22 protein-coding genes are annotated in these 21,879 nt (G+C 63.3%); 16 read left to right on the forward strand and 6 right to left on the reverse strand.

Features of this window, described 5'->3' with window-relative positions:
• Positions 1-253: 253 nt before the first annotated feature.
• From BLP99_RS10800 to BLP99_RS10820, 5 genes are all read right to left on the reverse strand, one after another.
• Positions 254-523, reverse strand: coding sequence for a DUF3613 domain-containing protein (locus BLP99_RS10800; protein WP_072393458.1), 270 nt, complete (start codon positions 521-523; stop codon positions 254-256).
• Positions 524-544: 21 nt separating this feature from the next.
• Positions 545-1,255 carry a tetratricopeptide repeat protein gene (locus tag BLP99_RS10805; RefSeq protein ID WP_072393455.1) on the reverse strand — a complete coding sequence of 237 codons (711 nt, stop codon included), beginning with the start codon at positions 1,253-1,255 and terminating at the stop codon, positions 545-547.
• A gap of 56 nt (positions 1,256-1,311) precedes the next feature.
• Complete coding sequence (locus BLP99_RS10810; protein ID WP_072393452.1) at positions 1,312-2,535, reverse strand: type II and III secretion system protein family protein; 1,224 nt, start codon at positions 2,533-2,535, stop codon at positions 1,312-1,314.
• 505 nt (positions 2,536-3,040) lie between these two features.
• A complete protein-coding gene (locus BLP99_RS10815; protein WP_072393448.1) occupies positions 3,041-3,448 on the reverse strand; it encodes a PA2817 family protein in 408 nt (135 codons plus the stop codon).
• Between the two features lie 83 nt (positions 3,449-3,531).
• Positions 3,532-5,979, reverse strand: coding sequence for an acyl-CoA dehydrogenase (locus BLP99_RS10820; protein WP_072393444.1), 2,448 nt, complete (start codon positions 5,977-5,979; stop codon positions 3,532-3,534).
• A gap of 308 nt (positions 5,980-6,287) precedes the next feature.
• Here BLP99_RS10820 and BLP99_RS10825 point away from each other — a divergent pair, with 308 nt between their 5' ends.
• From BLP99_RS10825 to BLP99_RS10840, 4 genes are all read left to right on the forward strand, one after another.
• Positions 6,288-6,947, forward strand: coding sequence for a transglutaminase-like domain-containing protein (locus tag BLP99_RS10825; protein ID WP_072393441.1), 660 nt, complete (start codon positions 6,288-6,290; stop codon positions 6,945-6,947).
• A gap of 44 nt (positions 6,948-6,991) precedes the next feature.
• Positions 6,992-7,615, forward strand: coding sequence for a glutathione S-transferase family protein (locus tag BLP99_RS10830; RefSeq protein WP_072394117.1), 624 nt, complete (start codon positions 6,992-6,994; stop codon positions 7,613-7,615).
• A 180-nt stretch (positions 7,616-7,795) separates the two neighbouring features.
• A complete protein-coding gene (locus BLP99_RS10835; RefSeq protein ID WP_072393438.1) occupies positions 7,796-8,728 on the forward strand; it encodes an ABC transporter ATP-binding protein in 933 nt (310 codons plus the stop codon).
• On the forward strand, positions 8,725-9,504 hold the full coding sequence (locus BLP99_RS10840; RefSeq protein ID WP_053150099.1) for an ABC transporter permease: 780 nt from the start codon (positions 8,725-8,727) through the stop codon (positions 9,502-9,504). The genes BLP99_RS10835 and BLP99_RS10840 overlap by 4 nt, the downstream gene beginning before the upstream one ends.
• 62 nt (positions 9,505-9,566) lie before the next feature.
• Here the strand turns inward: BLP99_RS10840 and BLP99_RS10845 are convergent, their stop codons facing one another.
• A complete protein-coding gene (locus BLP99_RS10845) occupies positions 9,567-10,082 on the reverse strand; it encodes a DUF2062 domain-containing protein (protein ID WP_072393434.1) in 516 nt (171 codons plus the stop codon).
• A gap of 145 nt (positions 10,083-10,227) precedes the next feature.
• Here BLP99_RS10845 and BLP99_RS10850 point away from each other — a divergent pair, with 145 nt between their 5' ends.
• The 12 genes from BLP99_RS10850 (at position 10,228) to BLP99_RS10905 (ending at position 21,837) form a co-directional block, all read left to right on the forward strand.
• Positions 10,228-12,462, forward strand: coding sequence for a DNA internalization-related competence protein ComEC/Rec2 (locus tag BLP99_RS10850; protein WP_072431801.1), 2,235 nt, complete (start codon positions 10,228-10,230; stop codon positions 12,460-12,462).
• Positions 12,463-12,601: 139 nt separating this feature from the next.
• Positions 12,602-13,237 carry a MotA/TolQ/ExbB proton channel family protein gene (locus BLP99_RS10855; protein ID WP_165887346.1) on the forward strand — a complete coding sequence of 212 codons (636 nt, stop codon included), beginning with the start codon at positions 12,602-12,604 and terminating at the stop codon, positions 13,235-13,237.
• On the forward strand, positions 13,234-13,662 hold the full coding sequence (locus BLP99_RS10860) for an ExbD/TolR family protein (RefSeq protein WP_072393427.1): 429 nt from the start codon (positions 13,234-13,236) through the stop codon (positions 13,660-13,662). The genes BLP99_RS10855 and BLP99_RS10860 overlap by 4 nt, the downstream gene beginning before the upstream one ends.
• On the forward strand, positions 13,662-14,672 hold the full coding sequence (gene lpxK / locus BLP99_RS10865) for a tetraacyldisaccharide 4'-kinase (protein WP_072393424.1): 1,011 nt from the start codon (positions 13,662-13,664) through the stop codon (positions 14,670-14,672). Before BLP99_RS10860 ends, lpxK begins: the two co-directional genes overlap by 1 nt.
• 23 nt (positions 14,673-14,695) lie before the next feature.
• Positions 14,696-14,881, forward strand: coding sequence for a Trm112 family protein (locus BLP99_RS10870; RefSeq protein ID WP_042728811.1), 186 nt, complete (start codon positions 14,696-14,698; stop codon positions 14,879-14,881).
• The gene (gene kdsB, locus BLP99_RS10875; RefSeq protein WP_092180304.1) at positions 14,878-15,642 is read left to right on the forward strand and encodes a 3-deoxy-manno-octulosonate cytidylyltransferase; all 765 of its coding nucleotides are present in this window, start codon (positions 14,878-14,880) and stop codon (positions 15,640-15,642) included. Before BLP99_RS10870 ends, kdsB begins: the two co-directional genes overlap by 4 nt.
• On the forward strand, positions 15,642-16,106 hold the full coding sequence (locus BLP99_RS10880) for a low molecular weight protein-tyrosine-phosphatase (RefSeq protein ID WP_092180306.1): 465 nt from the start codon (positions 15,642-15,644) through the stop codon (positions 16,104-16,106). The genes kdsB and BLP99_RS10880 overlap by 1 nt, the downstream gene beginning before the upstream one ends.
• On the forward strand, positions 16,103-17,122 hold the full coding sequence (murB, locus tag BLP99_RS10885) for a UDP-N-acetylmuramate dehydrogenase (RefSeq protein ID WP_072393415.1): 1,020 nt from the start codon (positions 16,103-16,105) through the stop codon (positions 17,120-17,122). Before BLP99_RS10880 ends, murB begins: the two co-directional genes overlap by 4 nt.
• 340 nt (positions 17,123-17,462) lie before the next feature.
• Positions 17,463-17,933, forward strand: a complete 471-nt coding sequence (locus tag BLP99_RS10890; RefSeq protein ID WP_072459176.1) for a (2Fe-2S)-binding protein — start codon at positions 17,463-17,465, stop codon at positions 17,931-17,933.
• Entirely contained in the window at positions 17,930-20,245 is a 2,316-nt protein-coding gene (locus BLP99_RS10895) for a xanthine dehydrogenase family protein molybdopterin-binding subunit (protein ID WP_076406487.1), read from the forward strand. Before BLP99_RS10890 ends, BLP99_RS10895 begins: the two co-directional genes overlap by 4 nt.
• Entirely contained in the window at positions 20,245-21,216 is a 972-nt protein-coding gene (locus tag BLP99_RS10900) for an XdhC family protein (protein ID WP_072393407.1), read from the forward strand. The genes BLP99_RS10895 and BLP99_RS10900 overlap by 1 nt, the downstream gene beginning before the upstream one ends.
• 27 nt (positions 21,217-21,243) lie before the next feature.
• Positions 21,244-21,837, forward strand: coding sequence for a nucleotidyltransferase family protein (locus BLP99_RS10905; protein WP_076406489.1), 594 nt, complete (start codon positions 21,244-21,246; stop codon positions 21,835-21,837).
• The last annotated feature ends 42 nt before the right edge of the window (positions 21,838-21,879 follow it).

The following is a 21,879-nucleotide window of genomic DNA, read 5'->3' on the forward strand; positions in this document are numbered from 1 at the left end:
TTGGAGTCCACCTTCGTGCTGCATCAGCCGGGGTGGAGTTGTGCCGCTTTCGGGGCGCAGCCCTGCGATGCGCCACAAGGGTGTGTGATTCTGAATGTGACGAGGGCGCGTGCCCCGTTGGGTCGTCTGGCGTCCTACGCGCTGGCTTCGTGATGCATCAGCCAGCTCCGGCAAAGGAATCGAGCCTTGCCAACGGTATAAAAAAAGCCCCAGGGCGGTGGGGCCTCGGGGCGATCTGTATTGTTGCCGGATTTCATTTGCTGCTGGTGATCTCTCCACCCGAGTCCTGGTCGAAGTACTCCGGGATCGGATAGTTGAAACTATTGAGCCAGCGCTGCATGGCCAGTTCGCGTTCGGTGGCCGAGGCGGTTTGCAGGTGGGTGGAGGCAACCACTCCGCGAATCTGTAGCTGCATCCAGCTCTCGGTGCCTTGTTGGGCGGCGGAAGAAGGACCGGGCTCGATTGCCCAGGCGGTGGTGCAAAGGCAGGCCATGCACACGATCGACAGTTGTTTGGTTTTCATCTCTTGAACTCCTCGCAATGCTTACTTGACCGTGCCGGATGAGACATCGGCTACCTCGGTCAGACGGTCGGCCTGTGTGATCCCCACCTTGTTGGTCATGCCCCTGATTTTTTCCGCGCGGGCCTGGGCGTCTGCCACCTGGCTGGGACTCAGCCTGGCCATGCTTGCCAGTTCGGCGGCCTGTTTCCAGTTGTCCTGGTAGATCAGCAGCGTCACCATGTTGAGCGCCGCCAGGGAATCCGACTGGCGCAGTTCCATGGCGGTCATGAACTCGAAGCGTGCTTCAGGGATCCGGCGCTGGTTCAGATAGACAACGCCCAGGTCGTTGCGGATCTTTCCTTCGGTGGGAGCCATTTTCACCGCACGTTCGAGGTGTTCGATGGCGGTGGCATTGTCGTTCCTGGCGGCGGCCAGTTGGCCGAGGCCATGTTCGCCATCGGCGGCCAGGCAGGTCCCGAGCAGGCTCTGGTACAACGGCTCCGCTTCGTTACGCCCCATCAGGCGCAGGACCCGGGCCTTGCGCAAGCGGACCTGGACCAGGTCCTCGGGCAGCCCCTCGAGGTTGGCGAGGCTGGCGTACAAGCGACCGTCATTGGCCATGTCGTCGGCCAGGTTCAGGGCCAGCTCCTGGTCGGATCCGGGCTTGACGCAACTGGTCGGGCGAGACGCCACGCCGTTACTGGCACAGCCGGCGAGCACCAGGCTGGCCGTCAACGCGATGATTGCTTTCATTGAATGTCCCCTGGTTACAGGCTCGATCCCTGGACGCCGGCACAGCAGGCGCCGGCTCATTGGGAAAGACCCGTGCGGTTGTCGAACTCGCCGTTTTCGAGAAAGTACATCCGGTAGAAATTAGGGTCGTAGTTGCGCAGCTGTTCGCCCGGCAACGTCGGCAGTTGCGCGTTGGCAGCCAGGGGTTGGACCAGGTGCGGCGTGACGATCATCAACAGTTCCCGTTCTTCGCGGTTGATGGAGTTGTCGCGAAAGAACGCGCCGAGAATCGGAACATCGCCCAATCCCGGAAACTTGTTCACCTGGGAAGCGTTGCGGGTGCTGATCAGGCCGCTGATGACGAAACTTTCGCCGTCGGCCAGGGCAATGCTGGTATCGGTACGGCGCACGGTAAGCGCCGGAACCAGCGTGCCGGCGATGTTCACGGCGTTGGTGAAATCCAGCTCACTGACTTCCGGAGCCACCTTCAAGGCAATGCGGTTTTTCCCGATGACGGTTGGCGTCAGGGTCAGGCGGATACCGAACTCCTTGTATTCGATGGAGACGTTGTCGCTGCCGGCGCTGGGCACCGGGATTGGCACCTCGCCACCGGCCAGGAAGCTCGCGCTCTGGCCACTGAGGGCTACCAGGCTCGGCCGCGCCAGGGTGTAGGCAAAGCCGCTGCCTTCCAGTGCGTTGATCATCAGCAGGGTTTGCCCGGTGGCGAATGACAGGTTGAACATGTCGTTGTTGACCGGCAGCGACGGCCGGACCACGCCACCGATGGTGGGCAAGGTCCGAGGGGAGCCGAACAGGAAGTTGCCACGGCTGCCGAAGATCGAGGTCGAGGCTTCCTTGAGCTTGGTCCGGCTGACCTCGACGAAACGGATATCGGTCTGCACCTGGGCCAGCAGCATCGGATCCTCGGTAGGCACGCTGGCCGCGCTGGTCAACGCCGCGGTGGCCCGGCCTTCGACGAAAATCATGCTTTGGCGGGGCGTTTTCGAGCATTCCGTCCAGACCATCAGACTGGTGGCGCCCGGCGCGATGCCCGTAAGAATGAAAGCGTCGCTGCCACTGGGCTGGACGTCGGCAATTTTCGGGTCGCCCACTGCCAGCTTGGTCACGGGCGCCAGGATACGCAATTCGTCCTGGAGGCCCTGGCCAACCACGAAGGTGGCCGGCAACTTGTCCAGTTGCGCACAGCTGGCAGGTGCGGCCTGCGCCGCATCCAGGCCAAGGCCCATCCAGAACAAGCCATGGATAAGGTGTTTTATAGCGGGCACGGTACGGTAGCTCATAAGATGATCCTCGACAGACTGGCCGTCCATAGGCTTGAACGATGCCTCGGATCATTTATGGGGCCCGGGCAACCCCCTCACTCACCACGCGACTCAATGAGCCGGTACGGAATTCGCCGCTGAACGCCAGCGACGATCACCGGCCCGACTGAACGGCGGGCGGCTTTCGAAAACATCCTCAAGACCCGGAAAGCTCCGGTCGTCGAGCCAATGGCGGATATCCACAGCTCACCCGCAAGGGCGCTCTGCCTGCCATCGTTCTCGCTTCTGTTTGAAGGTAGTCGACCTATGGCAAAGCGCCACGCCTGAAATGAAAAAAACGCCTAAAAAGTGACGGTCGGCGAAATGATGGCAAAACACGTGTCAATAAAATGTCTTTTGCCCTGAGTAGCCCTTGGTCTGCATTCCTTCCAGGAATGCTCCAAGGCCTGGCGCCTGTTTCGGTTTCCCAATAAAAAGGCCCGCAGGATCAACCGTGCGGGCCTTTGGCGTGACTGGATCGAGATCAGTGCTTGCTGTCCTGGTCCGACATCGCCAGCAATTGTTTTTCCTGGTTCCAGTCGAACGGCTCGTCGTTCTGTTCGGCTTCGAAACGGCGCTCCTCCAGCGCCTGGTACAGGCTGATTTCTTCATCGGGCATGTAGTGCAGGCAGTCACCGCCGAAGTACCACAACAGGTCGCGAGGTACGAGATGGGCGACCTGTGGGTAACGTACGATCACCTGGCACAGCAGATCCTGGCCCAGGTACTGGCTTTCGATCGGGTCGATGGGCAATTGCGCACGCAACTCGTCGAAGCGCTCCAGGAACAAGGCATGGCTTTCTTCGGGAACCTGTTCGGCCTCACCCACGGCGACCAGGATGCTGCGCAAGTGGTCAAGCAGGAGAAGGTGATCGGCAACGACGTTGGACACGAGATAAGTCCTCAAGAGCAAAACGGGCGCGGGAGTATAAAGCCACCGCGCCCGTTTTTACATGGTGGAACCGGTCGGCGGGATCAGCGGACCCTGCCTTCGGCGAGTGTCAGCGCCTCCTTGTCGAAATCATCCACGTCGATGACCTTGCGTCGCGCCGCTTCGGCCTCGCGCAGGGCCTGGGCTTCGCCGGCCTGCAGCACTCCCGCTTCGAGGGCGGCGTCGATGAGGTGTTCCCCCGGGGCCGGGTTGAGCTGGCCTTGCTTGAGTGCCGTATGCAACTTGCGTTGCGTGGGATGCGCAGCGGCCAGCAGGTCGGCGGCGTGCTGCAGGGCGCCCACGGGGTCGTCGACCGATTGTGGGCGATAGCAGCCCTGCAACAACTCCTCGAGGGTCGGATCGCCCTTGGCTCGGCCGATCACCGCGGCCACTTCGGCATCCAGGCGGTCGCTCGGCCCCTTGTGGCGGCGGCCGAAGGGGAATACCACGCAGCGCAGCAGGCCACCCAGCAACCGGTTGGGGAAATTTTCCAGCAGTTCGTCCAGCGCACGCTCCGACTGACCGAGGCTTTCTTCCATGGCCCAGGTGAACAGCGGCGCCATATGGTCCGGTGAATCCAGGTCGTGGTATCGCTTGAGGGCCGCACTGGCCAGGTACAGGTGGCTGAGCACATCGCCCAGGCGTGCCGACAGGCGTTCGCGACGTTTGAGCTCGCCGCCCAGCAACATCATGCTCAGGTCGGCCAGCAGGGCGAATGCCGCTGCCTGTCGGTTGAGCGCTCGGAAATAACCCTGGCTCAAGGTGTCGCCCGGAGCTCTTTCGAAATGCCCCAGCCCCAGGTTCAGCACCAGGGTGCTGGCGGCATTGCTGACGGCGAAGCCGATGTGCTTGAGCAGCAGCCGATCGAATTCCAGCAGCGCCTGGTCCTTGTCCTCGCGAGTGGCCAGGGCCATTTCCTTGAGTACGAAAGGATGGCAGCGGATCGCCCCCTGGCCGAAGATCATCAGGTTGCGCGACAGGATGTTCGCGCCTTCCACGGTGATGAAGATCGGCGCGCCTTGCCAGCTGCGCCCCAGGTAGTTGTTCGGGCCCATGATGATGCCCTTGCCCCCATGCACGTCCATGGCGTGGCTGATGCACTCGCGGCCGCGTTCGGTCAGGTGGTACTTGAGGATCGCCGACAGCACCGAGGGTTTTTCACCCAGGTCCACCGCGTTGGCGGTGAGCATGCGCGCGGCATCCATCAGCCAGGCATTGCCACCGATTCGAGCCATGGCCTCCTGGATGCCTTCGAAGGCCGACAACGGTACGTTGAACTGCTCCCGCACCTGGGCGTACTGGCCGGTTACCAGGCTGGTGAATTTCGCCGCCCCGGTTCCCACCGCCGGCAGGGAGATCGAGCGCCCCACCGACAGGCAGTTCATCAGCATCATCCAGCCCTTGCCGAGCATGGCCTGGCCGCCGATGAGGAAGTCCAGGGGGATGAACACGTCCTTGCCCCAGTTCGGTCCGTTCATGAACGCCGCGCCGAGGGGCAGGTGACGGCGACCGATATTGACCCCGGGTGTATCGGTGGGAATCAGCGCAAGGCTGATGCCCAGGTCTTCTTCGTCGCCCAGCAGGTGGTCGGGGTCGTACGCCTTGAACGCCAGGCCGAGGAGGGTCGCCACCGGGCCGAGGGTGATGTAGCGTTTTTCCCAGTTCAGGCGCAGGCCGAGGGTTTCCTGGCCCTGCCACTCTCCCTTGCAGACGATGCCGGTGTCGGGCATCGCTCCGGCGTCGGAGCCGGCCAGTGGCCCGGTCAGGGCGAAACAGGGGATATCGTCGCCACGTGCCAGCCGTGGCAGGTAATGGTCGCGTTGTTCCTCGGTGCCGTAGTGCAGCAGCAGTTCCGCCGGACCCAGGGAGTTGGGGACCATCACGGTCGACGCCAGGTCGCCGCTGCGGGTCGCCAGTTTCATGGCCACCTGGGAGTGGGCATAGGCGGAGAAACCCTTGCCGCCGTAGGCTTTGGGAATGATCAGCGCGAAGAACCCGTGCTCCTTGATGTGCGCCCAGGCTTCGGGCGGCAGGTCCATGGCCTGGCCGATCTGCCAGTCGCTGACCATGGCGCAGAGTGCTTCGGTGGGCCCGTCGAGGAAGGCCTGTTCTTCTTCGGTCAGTTGCACCTTGGGGTAGGCCAGCAGCGTGTCCCAGTCGGGCCGACCGCTGAACAGCTCGCCGTCCCACCACACCGTGCCGGCGTCGATGGCGTCACGCTCGGTCTCCGACATGGGCGGCAGGGTTTTCTGGAACCACTCGAACATCGGCGCGCTGAAGTATCTGCGGCGCAGGTCCGGCAGCAGCAGGGGGGCCGCGATGGCGGCCAGCACCACCCAAAGGATCGCCATCAGCCAGCCGGGGGCGGGGCTGAAGATGCCCATGGCCAGCAGGTAGACCGCGACGACACCCAGCACGGGTAGCGGGGCGATGCGCCGATGCGCCAGCCAGGCGATCCCGACGACCAGGACCAGTATCCACAACAACAGCATATGTAATCCTCCGTGAACCAAGGCAAGACCGACCCCCAGAGCTTAGACGGCATCGGTCAATCCGGCGGTCAGCGCGATGTGATGGGTTTCGTGGGAAATCTCGCATGCGTTACGCCAGTCTGGTTGGCAACAGCCGTGGGAAATCGTTCGCCGAAAAGGAGAGAAAACGCCATTGTTTGGCCGAAACGCCGTTATCGCTGCATCAGGGCTGTGGATAGACTCAGCGTTTCCCTGATGCCGTAGGCGTTGCGCCGGTGCAGGAGCAAGTTCTGACCCTGGCAGCGGCGTTGCAGTGCGAGAGGTTTCCCATGCAGCAATACCTGAACCCCGGCCGCTTCATCGACAGCGATCATCCTGCGGTCATGGCGTTCGCCGAAACCCACCGCGGCACCGACCGCGATCCGACGGCGCAGGCGATCAGCCTGTATTACGCCGTGCGCGAAGCAGTGCGCTACAACCCTTATACCTTCAGCCGCGACCCGGCGACTCTGCGTGGCAGTCATGCATTGGCCCTGGGTGAAAGCTATTGCGTGCCCAAGGCAACGTTGCTGGCCGCCTGCGCCCGTCACTGTGCTGTCCCGGCCCGGATCGGCCTGGCGGATGTGCGCAATCACTTGTCCACGCCGCGCCTGCTGGAGCTGCTCAGGAGCGATGTGTTCGCCATGCACGGTTACACCGAGCTGTACCTGAACGACCGCTGGGTCAAGGCCACGCCGGCCTTCAACCAGGGTTTGTGTGAGTTGTTCGACGTCGCGCCCCTGGAGTTCGATGGTCGTCATGACAGCATCTTCCATCCGTTCAATCGCCAGGGTGCCCGGTCGATGGAATACGTCACTGACCACGGTCCTTTCCCCGACGTACCGGAAGGGTTCTTTTTCCAACACCTGGAAAAATGCTATCCGCACCTGTTCGAGGATCGGCTGGCGCCGGTGCTGGGCGACATGCAGGGCGATTTGAGTCATGGCTGATCCGGCGTATGCTGCTGCGGCACTTATTCATCGAGGATGCCGTGATGCTGAAGATCTGGGGCCGGAAAAACTCATCGAATGTCCGTAAGGCGCTGTGGTGCGCCGAGGAGTTGGGATTGGCCTTCGAGGCCATCGACGCCGGTGGCGCATTCGGCGTGGTGGACACGCCCGAATACCGCGCGAAGAATCCCAATGGCCGGGTTCCGATGCTCGAGGACGATGGTTTCGTGCTCTGGGAGTCCAACACCATCGTGCGTTACCTGATGGCCCGTCACGCATCCGGTTCGGCCTGGTACCCCACCGACCTTCAGGCTCGGGCCCAGGCTGAAAAATGGATGGACTGGACCACTTCCACCTTCGCCGATCCGTTTCGCACCGTGTTCTGGGGCGTCCTGCGCACGCCCGCCGAACAGCAGGACTGGGCTGCCATCAAGTCGGCGATCCAGGTCTGCGACGCGGTGCTGGCAGTGGCGGACCAGGCGCTGGGCGAGCAACCTTTCCTGTCGGGCGATGAAATCGGCATGGGGGACATTCCCCTGGGCAGTTTCATTTATGCCTGGTTCGAGATGCCCATCGAGCGTGCCCCATTGCCTCACCTGCAGGCCTGGTATGCGCGATTGCAGCAGCGTCCGGCTTATCGCAAGGCGGTCATGACCGCGTTGACTTAATACTTACTATCGACACGCTTGACTGTACTTGTTTGGCGACGCCAAGCACCATGGCACCTCCTGCGCCAGTGGTTGCATTGTTCGCCACTCGCCCTTATCTAGGGTTTGTGCGAAAGGTCGCGCAGGCACTTTTCGTACAAAACCTAATGTTTTTCTCTCCTCTTGGTGCGTAGATCCGATATGAGTTCCGCTCTGTCCATCCGGCAGCTAACCAAAACCTACAGCAACGGTTTCCAGGCCTTGAGTGGTATCGATCTGGACGTCGCCGAAGGTGATTTCTTCGCCTTGCTCGGCCCCAACGGCGCGGGCAAATCCACCACCATCGGCATCCTGTCCACGCTGGTGAACAAGACCAGCGGCACCGTGAGTGTCTTCGGCCATGACCTGGACCGCGAACCCGCCGCGCTCAAGCGCTCCATCGGCGTGGTCCCCCAGGAATTCAATTTCAACCAGTTCGAAAAGACCTTCGACATCGTCGTGACCCAGGCGGGTTACTACGGCATCCCGCCGAAGATCGCCAACGAGCGCGCCGAGCGCTACCTGACCCAACTGGGGTTGTGGGACAAGCGCGACGTGCCGTCCCGTTCGTTGTCCGGTGGCATGAAGCGGCGATTGATGATTGCCCGGGCCCTGGTGCACGAGCCACGCCTGTTGATCCTCGACGAACCGACCGCGGGCGTGGACATCGAGCTGCGTCGTTCGATGTGGACCTTCCTGACCGAGCTGAACCAGAAAGGCATCACCATCATTCTTACCACCCATTACCTGGAAGAGGCCGAGCAGTTGTGCCGCAACATCGGCATCATTGACCACGGCACCATCGTCGAGAACACCAGCATGCGGCAACTGCTCAGCCAACTGCATGTGGAAACCTTCCTGCTGGACCTCAAGGGCGATCTCGATAGCGCGCCGCAGTTGGTCGGTTATCCGGCCCGGCTGCTGGATCATCGCACCCTGGAAGTGCAGGTGGACAAGTCCGTCGGCATTACCGGACTGTTCACCCAGCTGGCCCTGCAGAACATCGAAGTGCAGAGCCTGCGCAACAAGACCAATCGCCTCGAGGAGCTGTTCGTGTCCCTGGTGGAAAAAAACCTGGCGAAGGTGGCGGTATGAGTTCCGAGTTCCGTCCCAATCTCATTGCCCTCAACACCATCGTTTACCGTGAGGTCCGCCGCTTCATGCGGATCTGGCCACAGACCTTGCTGCCGCCGGCCATCACCATGGTTCTGTACTTCGTGATCTTCGGCAACCTGATCGGTCGGCAGATCGGTGACATGGGTGGCTTCACGTACATGGACTACATCGTGCCCGGGCTGATCATGATGTCGGTGATCACCAACTCCTACGGCAACGTGGTGTCGAGTTTCTTCGGCAGCAAGTTCCAGCGCTCCATCGAAGAACTGATGGTCTCGCCGGTTTCGCCCCATACGATCCTGATCGGCTTTACCCTGGGCGGTGTCTTGCGCGGCCTGGCGGTGGGCTTGATCGTGACCCTGCTGTCGTTGTTCTTCACCGATCTGCAGGTGCACCACCTGGGAGTGACGATACTGGTGGTGGTGCTCACCGCGACGATCTTTTCGCTGCTGGGCTTCATCAATGCCGTGTTCGCGCGCAACTTCGATGACATCTCCATCATTCCCACGTTCGTGCTCACGCCGCTGACTTACCTGGGCGGGGTGTTCTACTCCATCTCGCTGCTGCCACCGTTCTGGCAGACCGTGTCCCTGGCCAACCCGGTGCTGCACATGGTCAACGCCTTCCGCTACGGGATCCTCGGGGTTTCGGACATCAGGATCAGCATCGCGATCACCTTCATGCTGGTGGCGACGGTGGTGCTCTATATCGGTTGCGCCCGGTTGCTGGTGAGCGGACGCGGGATGCGGACATAACGGGCTGCGCATTTACCTTGCACCACTGAAAAGGCCTCCGATCAGGGAGGCCTTTTTGCATTTCACTGCCGTCTTTTCTTGCGCTTTTTCCATTGCCGCGCCACCCACCAGCGCCAGTAGCTCATGGTCACGAAATACGCCAGGACGCCGAGCACCAGGCCAGTCACCACCGAGCCCAGCAGGAACGGTCGCCACAAAGTGGACAGCTGGTCGGTGATCCATGCCCAGGTCAGTTCATCGGGCAGGGTCCGGGCAGGAACGTCCATCAGCCACGCCCCGGTCTGGTAGGTGCAGAAAAACACCGCCGGCATGGTGATGGGATTGGTCAGCCAGACCAGGCTCACCGCAATGGGGATGTTGCCGCGGACCGTGACGGCCAGCGCGGCGGCCAGCAGCATCTGCAGGGGGATGGGGAGAAAGGCGGCGAACAGGCCGACGGCCATTGCCCGGGCCACGGAGTGGCGATTGAGGTGCCAAAGGTTGGGATCGTGCAGCAGGGCGCCGAGAAAGCGTAAGGATTTGTGTTCCCGAATGATCGCTGGGTCTGGCATGTAACGTTTGAATAGGCGCCGGGGCATAAGGCTTCTCGGTCGGTTCAAAGCAATAAAGCCGCAAGTATGTCCGGATTCTAGGAGCGGCAGATTCAGACTTTGTGACAATTGATAACGGCCACGGTGCCGCAGACCGACTATGCCTGAGTGAGGAACTCTCAAGGATGGGGTTATGCGCAGGGGAATGGTCGCGCTTGCACTGGGTCTGTCGGCCCCGGTTTTCTTGTCGGCGCTGCCGTCGCCATGGCTGATGGCGGCCATGCCGGTACTGGCTTTGATGCTGCTACCGTTTCGAGCCTACCCGCTGGGTTTTTTCCTGCTGGGGTTGGCCTGGGCCTGCCTGGGGGCGCAGTGGGCACTGGACGACCGGTTGCCCTTGGCGCTGGACGGCGAGACCCGCTGGGTCGAAGGGCGGGTCGTGGGGTTGCCGCAACAAGGTGATGGCGTGGTGCGCTTCGAGCTGGCCGATGCCCGTTCGCGGCGCACCCGGTTGCCGTCATCGATGCGCCTGGCCTGGTTTGGCGGGCCGCCGGTCAGTAGCGGCGAACGTTGGCGGTTGGCGGTGAAACTCAAGCGGCCCACGGGTCTGCTGAACCCTCATGGTTTCGACTACGACGCCTGGCTGCTGAGCCGGGGGATTGGCGCGACCGGTACGGTCAAGGACGGTCATCGCCTGGCTTCGGCCCAGGGAGCGTGGCGCGATGGGGTCCGCCAGTCGCTGGCACGGGTCGACGTCCAAGGCCGCTCGGGCGCGCTGATCGCCTTGGTCCTGGGCGATGGGGCAGGGTTGAGCCGCGATGAATGGCAGGTGCTGCAAGACACCGGCACGGTTCACTTGCTGGTGATTTCCGGGCAGCACATTGGCCTGCTCGCCGGCCTGATGTACCTGTCAGTGGCCGGGGCGGCGCGTTACGGTTTATGGCCGGCGCACCTGCCATGGCTGCCCTGGGCCTGTTTCCTGGCTTTTGTCGCGGCGTTGGGCTACGGCTTGCTCGCCGGTTTCGAAGTGCCGGTGCGAAGGGCCTGCGCGATGATCGGGCTGGTGTTGCTGTGGCGCCTGCGCTTCCGTCATCCGGACCCGTGGCGGGCGTGGCTGCTGGCGCTGGTCGGGGTGCTGGTGTTCGACCCGCTGGCAAGCCTGAGGCCTGGGTTCTGGCTGTCGTTCGCCGCAGTCGCCATACTGATTTTCATCTTCGGCGGGCGCCTGGGTCCCTGGCGCTGGTGGCAAACCTGGACCCGCCCCCAGTGGCTGGTCGCGGTGGGGCTGTGTCCGCTGCTGCTGATACTGGGTTTGCCGGTCAGCCTCAGCGGGCCGTTGGTGAACCTGGTGGCGGTGCCCTGGATCAGCCTGTTGGTGTTGCCGTCGGCATTGCTCGGAACGGCCTTGCTGCCGGTGCCATACATCGGTGAAGGATTGCTGTGGATCGCCGGTGGGCTGCTCGACCTGCTGTTCCGGGGATTGGCCCTGGTCGGCGCAATATGGCCAGCCTGGGTTCCGGTTGCGCTACCGGTGTGGGCCTGGTGCATTGCAGCGCTTGGCGCTGTCATCATATTGCTGCCGCAAGGCGTGCCGCTGCGCGTGCTGGGCTGGCCGATGCTGTTGCTGTTGGTTTTTCCGCCGCGGGACGAGGTGCCGGCGGGGCACGCCGAGATCTGGCAGCTGGATGTGGGCCAGGGGCTGGCGGTGCTGGTGCGTACCCGACGGCATAACCTTCTATATGACGCTGGGCCGCGTTTCGGCGACGCCGATGCAGGCGAGCGTGTGGTGCTGCCCACCTTGCGCAAACTGGGTGTGGGCGGGTTGGACCTGATGCTGCTCAGCCATGCCGACGCCGATCACGCCGGTGGTGCCAGGGCGGTGCACAACGGCTTGCCCACCGCCCTGGTCATCAGCGGAGATCCGGCCGCCTTACCCGCTGCACTGAAGGCCGATCCTTGCCACAGCGGTACGCAGTGGGAGTGGGACGGCGTCAGGTTTGAGCTGTGGCGATGGGCAGCGGCTCTTGAAAGCAACCAGAAGTCCTGTGTCTTGCTGGTCGAGGCCGGCGGCGAGCGGCTGCTGCTGACCGGCGACATCGATAGCCACGCCGAGCGCGCCTTGCTCGACGGCCCCTTGGCGGTCCCCATCCAGTGGCTGGCGGCGCCTCATCACGGAAGCCGCAGCTCGTCGTCGATGGCACTGCTCTCGCGTCTCACTCCTCATTCGGTCCTGATCTCGAGAGGGCGAGGCAATGCGTTCGGCCACCCTCATCCTCGAGTAATGGCCCGCTATCGACGGTTGGGCATGGCGGTCTACGACAGCGCCGAACACGGTGCCATTCGTCTGCAACTTGGAGCCTTCGCTGCGCCGACGACCCAGGCCGGGCAGCGACGTTATTGGCGCGACCCGCCGTCCTCCGGGCCATGAATCCGCTTGGCACAGGGGCTGACGCGGGGGGAGGCGGACCTGTCTCCCGAGGCCCGATGCACGGGCTTTTGGCGGGGCGGGCCTGCACGGCCGATTCTGTATGATAAAGTGGCGCACTTTTTCCGAGGGGGCTGTCACTGTGTGGGAATTGGTCAAATCCGGCGGCTGGATGATGTTGCCGATCATTCTGAGTTCCATCGCGGCACTGGGTATCGTTGCCGAACGCCTGTGGACCCTGCGGGCCAGCCGTGTGACCCCGGAGCATCTGCTCGGGCAGGTCTGGGTCTGGATCAAGGACAAGCAACTGAACAAGGACAAGCTCAAGGAGCTGCGGGCCAGTTCACCGTTGGGGGAAATCCTGGCGGCAGGCCTGGCGAACTCCAAGCACGGTCGCGAGATCATGAAGGAGTGCATCGAGGAAGCTGCCGCCCGGGTCATCCATGAGCTGGAGCGCTACATCAATGCCCTGGGCACCATCGCCGCCATGGCTCCTCTTCTGGGGCTGCTGGGTACCGTACTGGGCATGATCGATATTTTCAGCGCCTTTACCGGTTCGGGCATGAGCACCAATGCTTCGGTGCTGGCGGGCGGGATTTCCAAAGCCCTGATCACGACGGCCGCGGGCCTGATGGTGGGTATTCCGTCGGTATTCTTCCATCGATTCCTGCAACGCCGTGTCGATGAGCTGGTGGTGGGCATGGAGCAGGAAGCCATCAAGCTGGTCGAGGTGGTGCAGGGCGACCGAGACGTGGACCTGGCCGGGGGCAAGAAGTGAGATTTCGCCGTAAACCACGGGAGAACATCGAGATCAACCTCGCGTCGCTGATCGACGTGGTGTTCATCCTGCTGCTGTTCTTCGTCGTGACCACGACCTTTACCCGGGAAACCCAGCTCAAGGTCGAACTGCCGCAAGCCGTCAGCGGCTCGCCGGCCGAAGACCAGCAGGTCAAGAACCTGGAAGTCACCATCAACGCGGAGGGGGCCATTTCGGTGAACAACCAATTGCTGCCCAAGAGCGACCTGGCGACACTGATCGAGGTGTTGCAGAAGGAGTCCGGTGGTGACACCAGCCTGCCGTTGTCCATCAGCGCCGACGGCAAGACGCCTCATCAATCGGTCATCACCGCCATGGACGCTGCCGGCAAGCTCGGTTTCAGTCACCTGCGCATGACCACGGTCGAGGCGGCGCCGGCACCCTGATGGCCATGTCCGATCGATTGCTCGCCGCGTGGTACGAAGGTCACCCGGCCTTGTCGCTGTTGCGCCCGCTGGAGTGGCTCTACCGGCGCGTGGTGGTGGGCAAGCGCGAGCGCTTCCTGGCAGGCGAGGGCAACATCTACCAGCCTCCGGTACCGCTGATGGTGGTGGGTAATATCACAGTGGGTGGCACCGGCAAGACACCGATGATCCTGTGGATGATCCAGCATTGCCAGCGCAGCGGCCTGCGTGTTGGCGTGGTCAGCCGTGGCTACGGGGCCAAGCCCCCGCAACTGCCGTGGCGGGTACGGGCCGACCAGCAAGCCGGTGTTGCGGGTGACGAGCCGCTGCTGATCGTCCAGCGCACTGGCGTGCCGTTGATGATCGACCCGGATCGCAGCCGCGCGGTCCGGGCGCTGCTGGCCAGCGAACCGCTGGATCTGATCCTGTCCGACGATGGCCTGCAGCATTACCGGCTGGCCCGGGACCTTGAACTGGTATTGATCGACAACGCCCGTGGCCTGGGCAACCGGCGCTGCTTGCCTGCCGGGCCGCTGCGTGAGCCGGTCGAACGCCTGCAATCGGTCGACGCGGTGCTCTACAACGGCGCCAGCGCCGACCGCGAGGACGGTTTCGCCTTCGAACTGCAGCCCACCGCCCTGGTGAACGTGGCCAGCGGCGAACGACGCTCGCTCGACCATTTTCCGCACGGCCAGGCACTGCATGCCGTGGCCGGGATCGGCAATCCCCAGCGTTTCTTCAAGACCCTCGAAACGCTACACTGGCGTCCTATACCGCACGGGTTTGCCGACCATGCCGAATACAGTGCCCAGGCCTTGAGCTTCACACCGTCGTTGCCGGTGGTCATGACGGAAAAGGACGCGGTCAAGTGCCGTGCCTTTGCCGCTTCCGACTGGTGGTACCTGACGGTGGACGCCGCGCCGTCACCGGCCTTCGCGGCCTGGTTCGATACGCAGTTGATGCGCCTGTTGCCGGATCGTCTGTTGCCTTAAAAACCTTTATCCAGGGGAATCTCATGGACACCAAACTGCTCGATATCCTGGCCTGCCCGGTCTGCAAGGGGCCGCTCAAGCTCAGCGCCGACAAGACCGAGCTGATCAGCAAGGGCGCCGGCCTTGCGTATCCGATCCGCGACGGTATTCCGGTGATGCTCGAAAGCGAAGCGCGTACCTTGAGCACCGACGAGCGCCTGGACAAATGACAGTTGCCTTTACCGTCGTCATCCCGTCGCGCTTCGCCTCGACGCGCCTGCCCGGCAAACCGTTGCTGACGATCGCCGGCAAGCCCATGATCCAGCACGTCTGGGAACAGGCCTGCAAGAGCAGCGCCCAGCGCGTGGTCGTGGCGACGGACGATGTGCGAATCGTCGAGGCCTGCAACGGTTTCGGCGCCGAAGTGGTCATGACCCGTGAAGACCACAACTCCGGCACTGATCGCCTGGCGGAGGTGGCGCAGAAACTGGGCCTGGAGCCCGACGCCATCGTCGTCAATGTGCAAGGCGACGAGCCGCTGATCCCCCCCAGCGTGATCGACCAGGTGGCGAACAACCTGGCGGCCCACCCCCAGGCGCGCATGGCCACCCTGGCCGAGCCGATCGAGGACGTGAAGACGCTGTTCAACCCGAACGTGGTCAAGGTGGTCAGCGACCTTGATGGCCTGGCGCTGACCTTCAGCCGTGCCACGTTGCCCTGGGCCCGGGATGCGTTCGCTCAAGACCGCGACGTCATGCCCGCCGGCGTGCCGTATCGCCGCCATATCGGCATCTATGCCTACCGCGCCGGCTTCCTCCAGGATTTCGTGAGCTGGGGCCCATGCTGGCTGGAAAACACCGAAGCCCTGGAGCAATTGCGCGCCCTCTGGCATGGCGTGCGGATCCACGTCGCCGATGCGCTGATCGCACCGCCGACCGGCGTCGACACTGTCGAAGACCTCGAGCGCGTTCGTCGCCTGCTGGAGGCTTGATGCGGGTTCTGTTCGTTTGCCTCGGCAACATCTGCCGATCCCCCACCGCCGAGGGCATCCTGCGGCATAAGCTGCGGGAGGCCGGGTTGGCCGGGCAGGTGGAAGTGACTTCCGCCGGTACCGGGGACTGGCACGTGGGCAAGGCCCCGGACAAGCGCAGCCAGGCTGCCGCCCTGCGACGCGGCTATGACCTGTCGGCCCAGCGTGCCCGGCAGGTCAGCCGGGCCGACTTTGCCGCCTACGATCTGATCCTGGCGATGGACAGCAGCAACCTGCGCAATCTCAAGGCCCTGCAACCGGCCAATGCCAGGGCCGAACTGGACCTGTTCCTGCGCCGCTACGAAGCCGGGCTCGACGATGTACCGGATCCCTACTATGACGGTGAACAAGGCTTCGAGCAGGTGCTTGACCTGATCGAGCACGCCACGGATCGCCTGGTGATCGAACTGAAGGGGCGCTTATGAGCCTGCAAGTACGCAGCGGCGTCAGCCTCAAGCCATTCAACAGCTTCGGGGTGGACGTCACGGCCCGACTGTTCGCCGAAGCCCATTGCGACGAGGATGTTCGCGAGGCGCTGGCGTATGTCGCCGGACATCAGGTGCCATTGTTGGTGATCGGTGGCGGCAGCAATCTGCTGCTGACCGGCGATATCGACGCGCTGGTGCTGCGCATGGCCAGCCAGGGAATCCGCTTGCTCGGTGATGACGGCGAGCGGGTCGTGGTCGAGGCCGAAGCGGGGGAGCCGTGGCACCCTTTCGTCCAGTACACGCTGGCGCAAGGCTGGTCAGGCTTGGAAAACCTCAGCCTGATTCCCGGTACGGTGGGGGCGGCGCCGATGCAGAACATCGGCGCCTATGGCGTCGAGATAAAGGATGTCTTCGCCGGTCTCACTGCCCTGGATCGCCAGACAGGCGAGCTGCGCGATTTCACCCTTGAGCAATGCCAGTTTGCCTACCGCGACAGCCTGTTCAAGCAGCAAGCGGGGCGCTGGTTGATTCTGCGGGTGCGTTTTGCCCTCAGTCGCGCCGCGCACTTGCATCTGGAATACGGCCCGGTTCGCCAGCGGCTGACCGAGCAAGGCGTCGACCGCCCGACGCCCCTCGATGTCAGCCGGGCCATTTGCAGTATCCGCAGTGAAAAGCTTCCAGACCCGGCGGTGCTGGGCAATGCCGGCAGCTTCTTCAAGAACCCGTTGGTACCGGCCGCTCACGTGGCGCGTCTCAAGGCACAATACCCCGACCTGGTGGCTTATCCACAGCCTGAGGGGTACATGAAACTGGCTGCAGGCTGGTTGATCGAGCGAGCCGGCTGGAAGGGCTTTCGCGAAGGCGACGCCGGGGTGCACAAGTTGCAGGCCCTGGTGCTGGTCAACTACGGCGAGGCCACGGGCTCGCAGCTACTGGAACTGGCGTTGCGCATCCAGAAAGACATTGCCGAACGTTTCCAGGTCGAACTGGAAATGGAGCCCAACCGCTACTGAACCCTGCCCGTTGCCGTCATCGCGGATTTTCCGGGGCTGGCGATCCCTGCCGGGCATAGCGCCCCGCGGCGCAATCGCCTGCTTATGGCGAGGGTAAACCAAACGCCCTGCATGATCCTCGCAAGCTTCATTTGTGCAGGATTGTGCAGGGCTTTTTTTCGGGTCCTGGGTTAATTTAGTCCGCTGACGATGCGCCATAGCATCTGTAAAGGCCCGGTGCAGACACCTGCGTGTGCGCATAAGAGAGCCCGATTAGCCTGAGCCAGTCTGCGATAACCAAACCGCTACCCAAGCGGCAGATTGCTCGACCCCATAACTCGATAACTATGCGGGCGTGCCCATGATTACCCTGAAACTCAATGGAAAAGATCATCAACTGGATGTGACCGAGGACATGCCGCTGCTGTGGGCGATCCGCGACGTTGCCGGTTATAACGGTACCAAGTTCGGCTGCGGCATGGGCTTGTGTGGCGCATGCACCATTCATATCGATGGCGCCCCGGCGCGCAGCTGCATCACGCCGATCGGTTCGGTGAAAGGGCAGGACGTCAGCACCATCGACGAGCTCCATGCCGATCCGATCGGGCAAGTCGTCCAGAAGGCCTGGCTCGATACCGCCGTGGCCCAGTGTGGTTACTGCCAGGGCGGGCAGATCATGTCCGCGACGGCCTTGCTCAAGACCAATCCCAACCCGAGCGATGAGCAGATCGAGGAAGCCATGATGGGCAACATCTGCCGCTGCGGTACCTATAACCGGATCAAGACCGCGATCCGGCAGGCTTCCACGCATCTGAAGGAGGCCAAGGCATGAGCCGTTTACCCGATGATTTCGTGCTGAGCAACCTCAGCCGCCGCGGCTTTCTCAAAGGCGCCAGCGCCACGGGTGTGCTGGTACTGGCCGCCAGCTGGGGGCTGCCGGACGCCTTCGCCGAAGAAAAGAAGTTTGGCGCCGAGGGCATGCCGCATGGCGCGGTCGATGACCCCAAGGTGTATGTGAGCATTGCCGCCGATGGCAGTGTGACGGTGATCTGCAACCGCTCGGAAATGGGCCAGGGCGTGCGCACCAGCCTGACCATGGTCGTGGCCGATGAGCTGGAGGCCGATTGGGCTCGGGTGAAGGTGCAGCAGGCTCCGGCCGATGAAGTGCGCTTTGGCAACCAGGATACGGACGGCTCGCGCAGCATGCGTCACTGGTATGAGCCGATGCGTCGTTGCGGTGCGGCCGCCAGGACCATGCTGGAGCAGGCTGCTGCGGCGCAGTGGAAGGTTCCGGTGGGCGAATGTCATGCCCGCCTGCACAGCGTGGTCCACCAGCCTTCCGGTCGAGAGCTGGGTTATGGCGCGTTGGCCGCCGCTGCCAGTGCCTTGCCGGTGCCGGCGCGCGATAGCCTGCGTCTCAAGCAGCCTTCGGAGTTTCGCTACATTGGCAAGGAGGGGAGCCGGGCCATCGACGGCGCGGACATCGTCAACGGTCGTGCCGTATTCGGCGCCGACGTGCATTTCGACGGCATGCTCTACGCCGTGGTAGCCCGCCCGCCGGTCTATGGCGGCAAGGTCAAGTCCGTGGACAGCAGCGCGGCGCTGAAGGTCCCCGGGGTGGTCAAGGTGCTGCAGATCGAGCCTCGTCCCCTGCCTTCGGAATTCCAGCCCCTGGGCGGCGTGGCGGTGGTGGCGAAAAATACCTGGGCGGCCATGAAGGGGCGCGAGGCGCTGAAAATCGAGTGGGACGATGGCCCGAACGCGGGCTATGAGTCCGTCGCCTACCGCAAGGAGCTCGAAGCCGCAGCCCTCAAGCCTGGAAAAGTCGTGCGCAATGCCGGTGATGTCGACGATGCGCTGGCCAAGGCCGACTCGACCCTGGAAGCGACCTATTACTTGCCACACCTGTCCCAGTCGCCCATGGAGCCCATGGTCGCCACCGCGCGCTTCAAGGATGGCCAGTGCGAAGCCTGGGCCCCGAGCCAGGCGCCGCAGGTCACGCGTGAGCGCATCGCTGAACGGCTGGGCATTCCTTTCGAAAAGGTCACGGTGAATATCACCTTGCTGGGGGGCGGCTTCGGGCGAAAATCCAAGCCTGACTTCGTCCTTGAGGCGGCGCTGCTGGCCAAGGAGTTCCCAGGGCAGGCGATCCGGGTGCAGTGGACCCGCGAGGATGACATCCATCACTCCTATTTCCATACCGTATCGGCCGAATACCTGAAGGCCGGCCTGAATCGGGACGGCCTGCCTTCCAGCTGGTTGCATCGCACCGTCGCGCCCAGTATCACCGCGCTGTTCGCCCCGGGAATGACTCACGAAGCCCCCTTCGAGCTGGGCATGGGCGTTACCAACATGGCCTATGCCATTGCCAACCTGCGCCTGGAGAACCCCGAGGCGACGGCTCATACCCGGGTGGGCTGGTACCGCTCGGTGTCGAATATTCCCCACGGTTTCGCGATCCAGAGTTTCATCGACGAACTGGCCCACAAGGCCGGTCAGGATCCGCTGGACTACCACCTCAAGTTGCTTGGCCCGGACCGCAAGATCGATCCGCGCACCTTGAACGAGGAGTGGAACTACGGCGAATCCCCCGACCGCTATCCCATCGATACGGCACGGATCCGCACCGTGCTGCAAACGGCTGCCAAGGCGGCGGGTTGGGGGCAGCAACTGCCCAAGGGGCGCGGCCTGGGGCTGGCGGTGCACTACAGCTTCGTCACCTACGTGGCGGCGGCGATCGAAGTGGAGGTCAAGGACGATGGCACGGTGATCGTGCACAAGGCTGATATCGCGGTGGACTGCGGCCCGCAGATCAACCCGGAGCGCATCCGTTCCCAATTCGAAGGTGCCTGCGTCATGGGCCTGGGCAACGCGATGGTGGGGGAGATCAGCTTCAAGGATGGCAAGGTGCAGCAGGACAACTTCCACATGTACGAAGTGGCGCGCATGTCCCTGGCGCCCAAGAAAGTGGCCGTGCATCTGGTGACGCCGCCGGGCGAGGTTCCGTTGGGAGGGGTCGGGGAGCCGGGAGTGCCGCCGATTGCCCCGGCGCTGTGCAACGCGATTTTCGCCGCCACCGGCAAGCGCATCCGTGATCTGCCTGTGCGCTATCAGCTGCAAGGCTGGCAGCAGGCCAAGGCCTGATGGACAGTGTCGACCTGAACGTCCTGCGCAGCGTGCTTCAATGGCGCCGTGCGGGGCAGCGCGTGGTGCTGTTCACCGTGGTCCAGACCTGGGGCACCGCGCCAAGGCCACCCGGGGCGATGCTGGCCCTGCGCGAAGACGGCGTGGTGATCGGCTCGGTGTCGGGCGGCTGTGTGGAGGACGACCTGATCGCCCGGCTGCATGATGGTCGTATCCCGGCGCAAGGTCCGCCGGTGCAACTCATCACCTATGGCGTCACCCGCGAGGAGGCCGCGCGTTTCGGCCTGCCGTGCGGTGGCACCCTGCGCCTGACCGAAGAGCGGGTCGGCGATCCGCAATGGGTCGCTGAACTGCTGGAGCGTTGCGACGCCCACGAGATTGTCGCCCGGGAGCTGGTGATCGCCACTGGTGCCGTGACGCTGGTACCTGCCAGTAAACACGACGCGCTGGTTTTCGATGGCCAGACGCTGCGAGCCATTTATGGCCCACGCTGGCGGCTGCTGCTGATCGGTGCCGGACAACTGTCGCGTTATGTGGCACAGATGGCTCGGTTGCTGGACTTCGAAGTGCTGATCTGCGATCCGCGCAAGGAGTTTGTCTATGGTTGGGAAGAGCAGCAGGGGCGCTTCGTCTCCGGAATGCCCGACGAAGCGGTGTTGAGCATCCAGACCGATGAGCGCACGGCCATCGTCGCCCTGACCCACGACCCACGGCTGGATGACATGGCGCTGCTGACCGCCCTGGATTCCAAGGCATTCTATGTCGGGGCCCTGGGGTCGCGGGTCAACAGTCAGAAGCGCCGGGACAACCTGGCTCAGCTAGGCTTGTCGGCACAGGCCATCGAGCGGCTGCATGGGCCGATCGGGCTGCACATCGGCAGCCATACCCCGGCGGAGATCGCCTTGTCGCTGCTGGCTGAAATCGTGGCCATCAAGAATGGCGTCGAGCTTCGGCAGAAGAAGCCGTTGTAAGTCGCGGGTGGAGGGCGAGGAGGGCGTATGACTGAATCCATTGGGGCGATTATCGTCGCGGCCGGGGCGGGGAGCCGGTTCCGTCAGGTCGCGGGTCCCGACAAGGACAAATTGCTGGCCGATTGCGCCGGGCGTGACGGTGCTGTGCGTTCGGTGATCGAGCAGGTCCTGGTGAATCTGCCGGTTTCCCTGGCAAAGCGCATCCTGGTGACTCGCGAAGATCGTCCCCAGGCCATTCGCATGGCCCAGGCCTATGGGTGCGATTTCATCGAGCTGCAGTCCCCGGGGCTGGGGGATAGCATCGCGGCCGGCGTGCAGGCCTCGCCCGATATGGATGGCTGGCTGATCGTGCTGGCAGACATGCCGTTCATCCTGCCATCAAGCATCGAGCGGGTGATGGCGAATATCTGCGAAGACGGCATCTGCGTTCCGGTCTTTGCGGGTGAGTATGGGCATCCGGTGGGATTCGGTCGTGGTCTGGGGGCGAAATTGATGGCCTTGACCGGCGATCGTGGTGCCAGGGTCTTGTTCGCCGAGGCGGAAGTGGTCGAGGTGGCGGTCGATGACCCCGGTGTGTTGTGGGACGTGGATGTGCCTGAGGCTCTGGTCTTCAAGCAATAGCTGCGGGGCGGAGCCCGCCCGAGTGGATGGACAGGAAATAAA

The sequence above is a fragment of the Pseudomonas sp. NFACC32-1 genome, from assembly GCF_900101215.1.
GTDB lineage: Bacteria > Pseudomonadota > Gammaproteobacteria > Pseudomonadales > Pseudomonadaceae > Aquipseudomonas.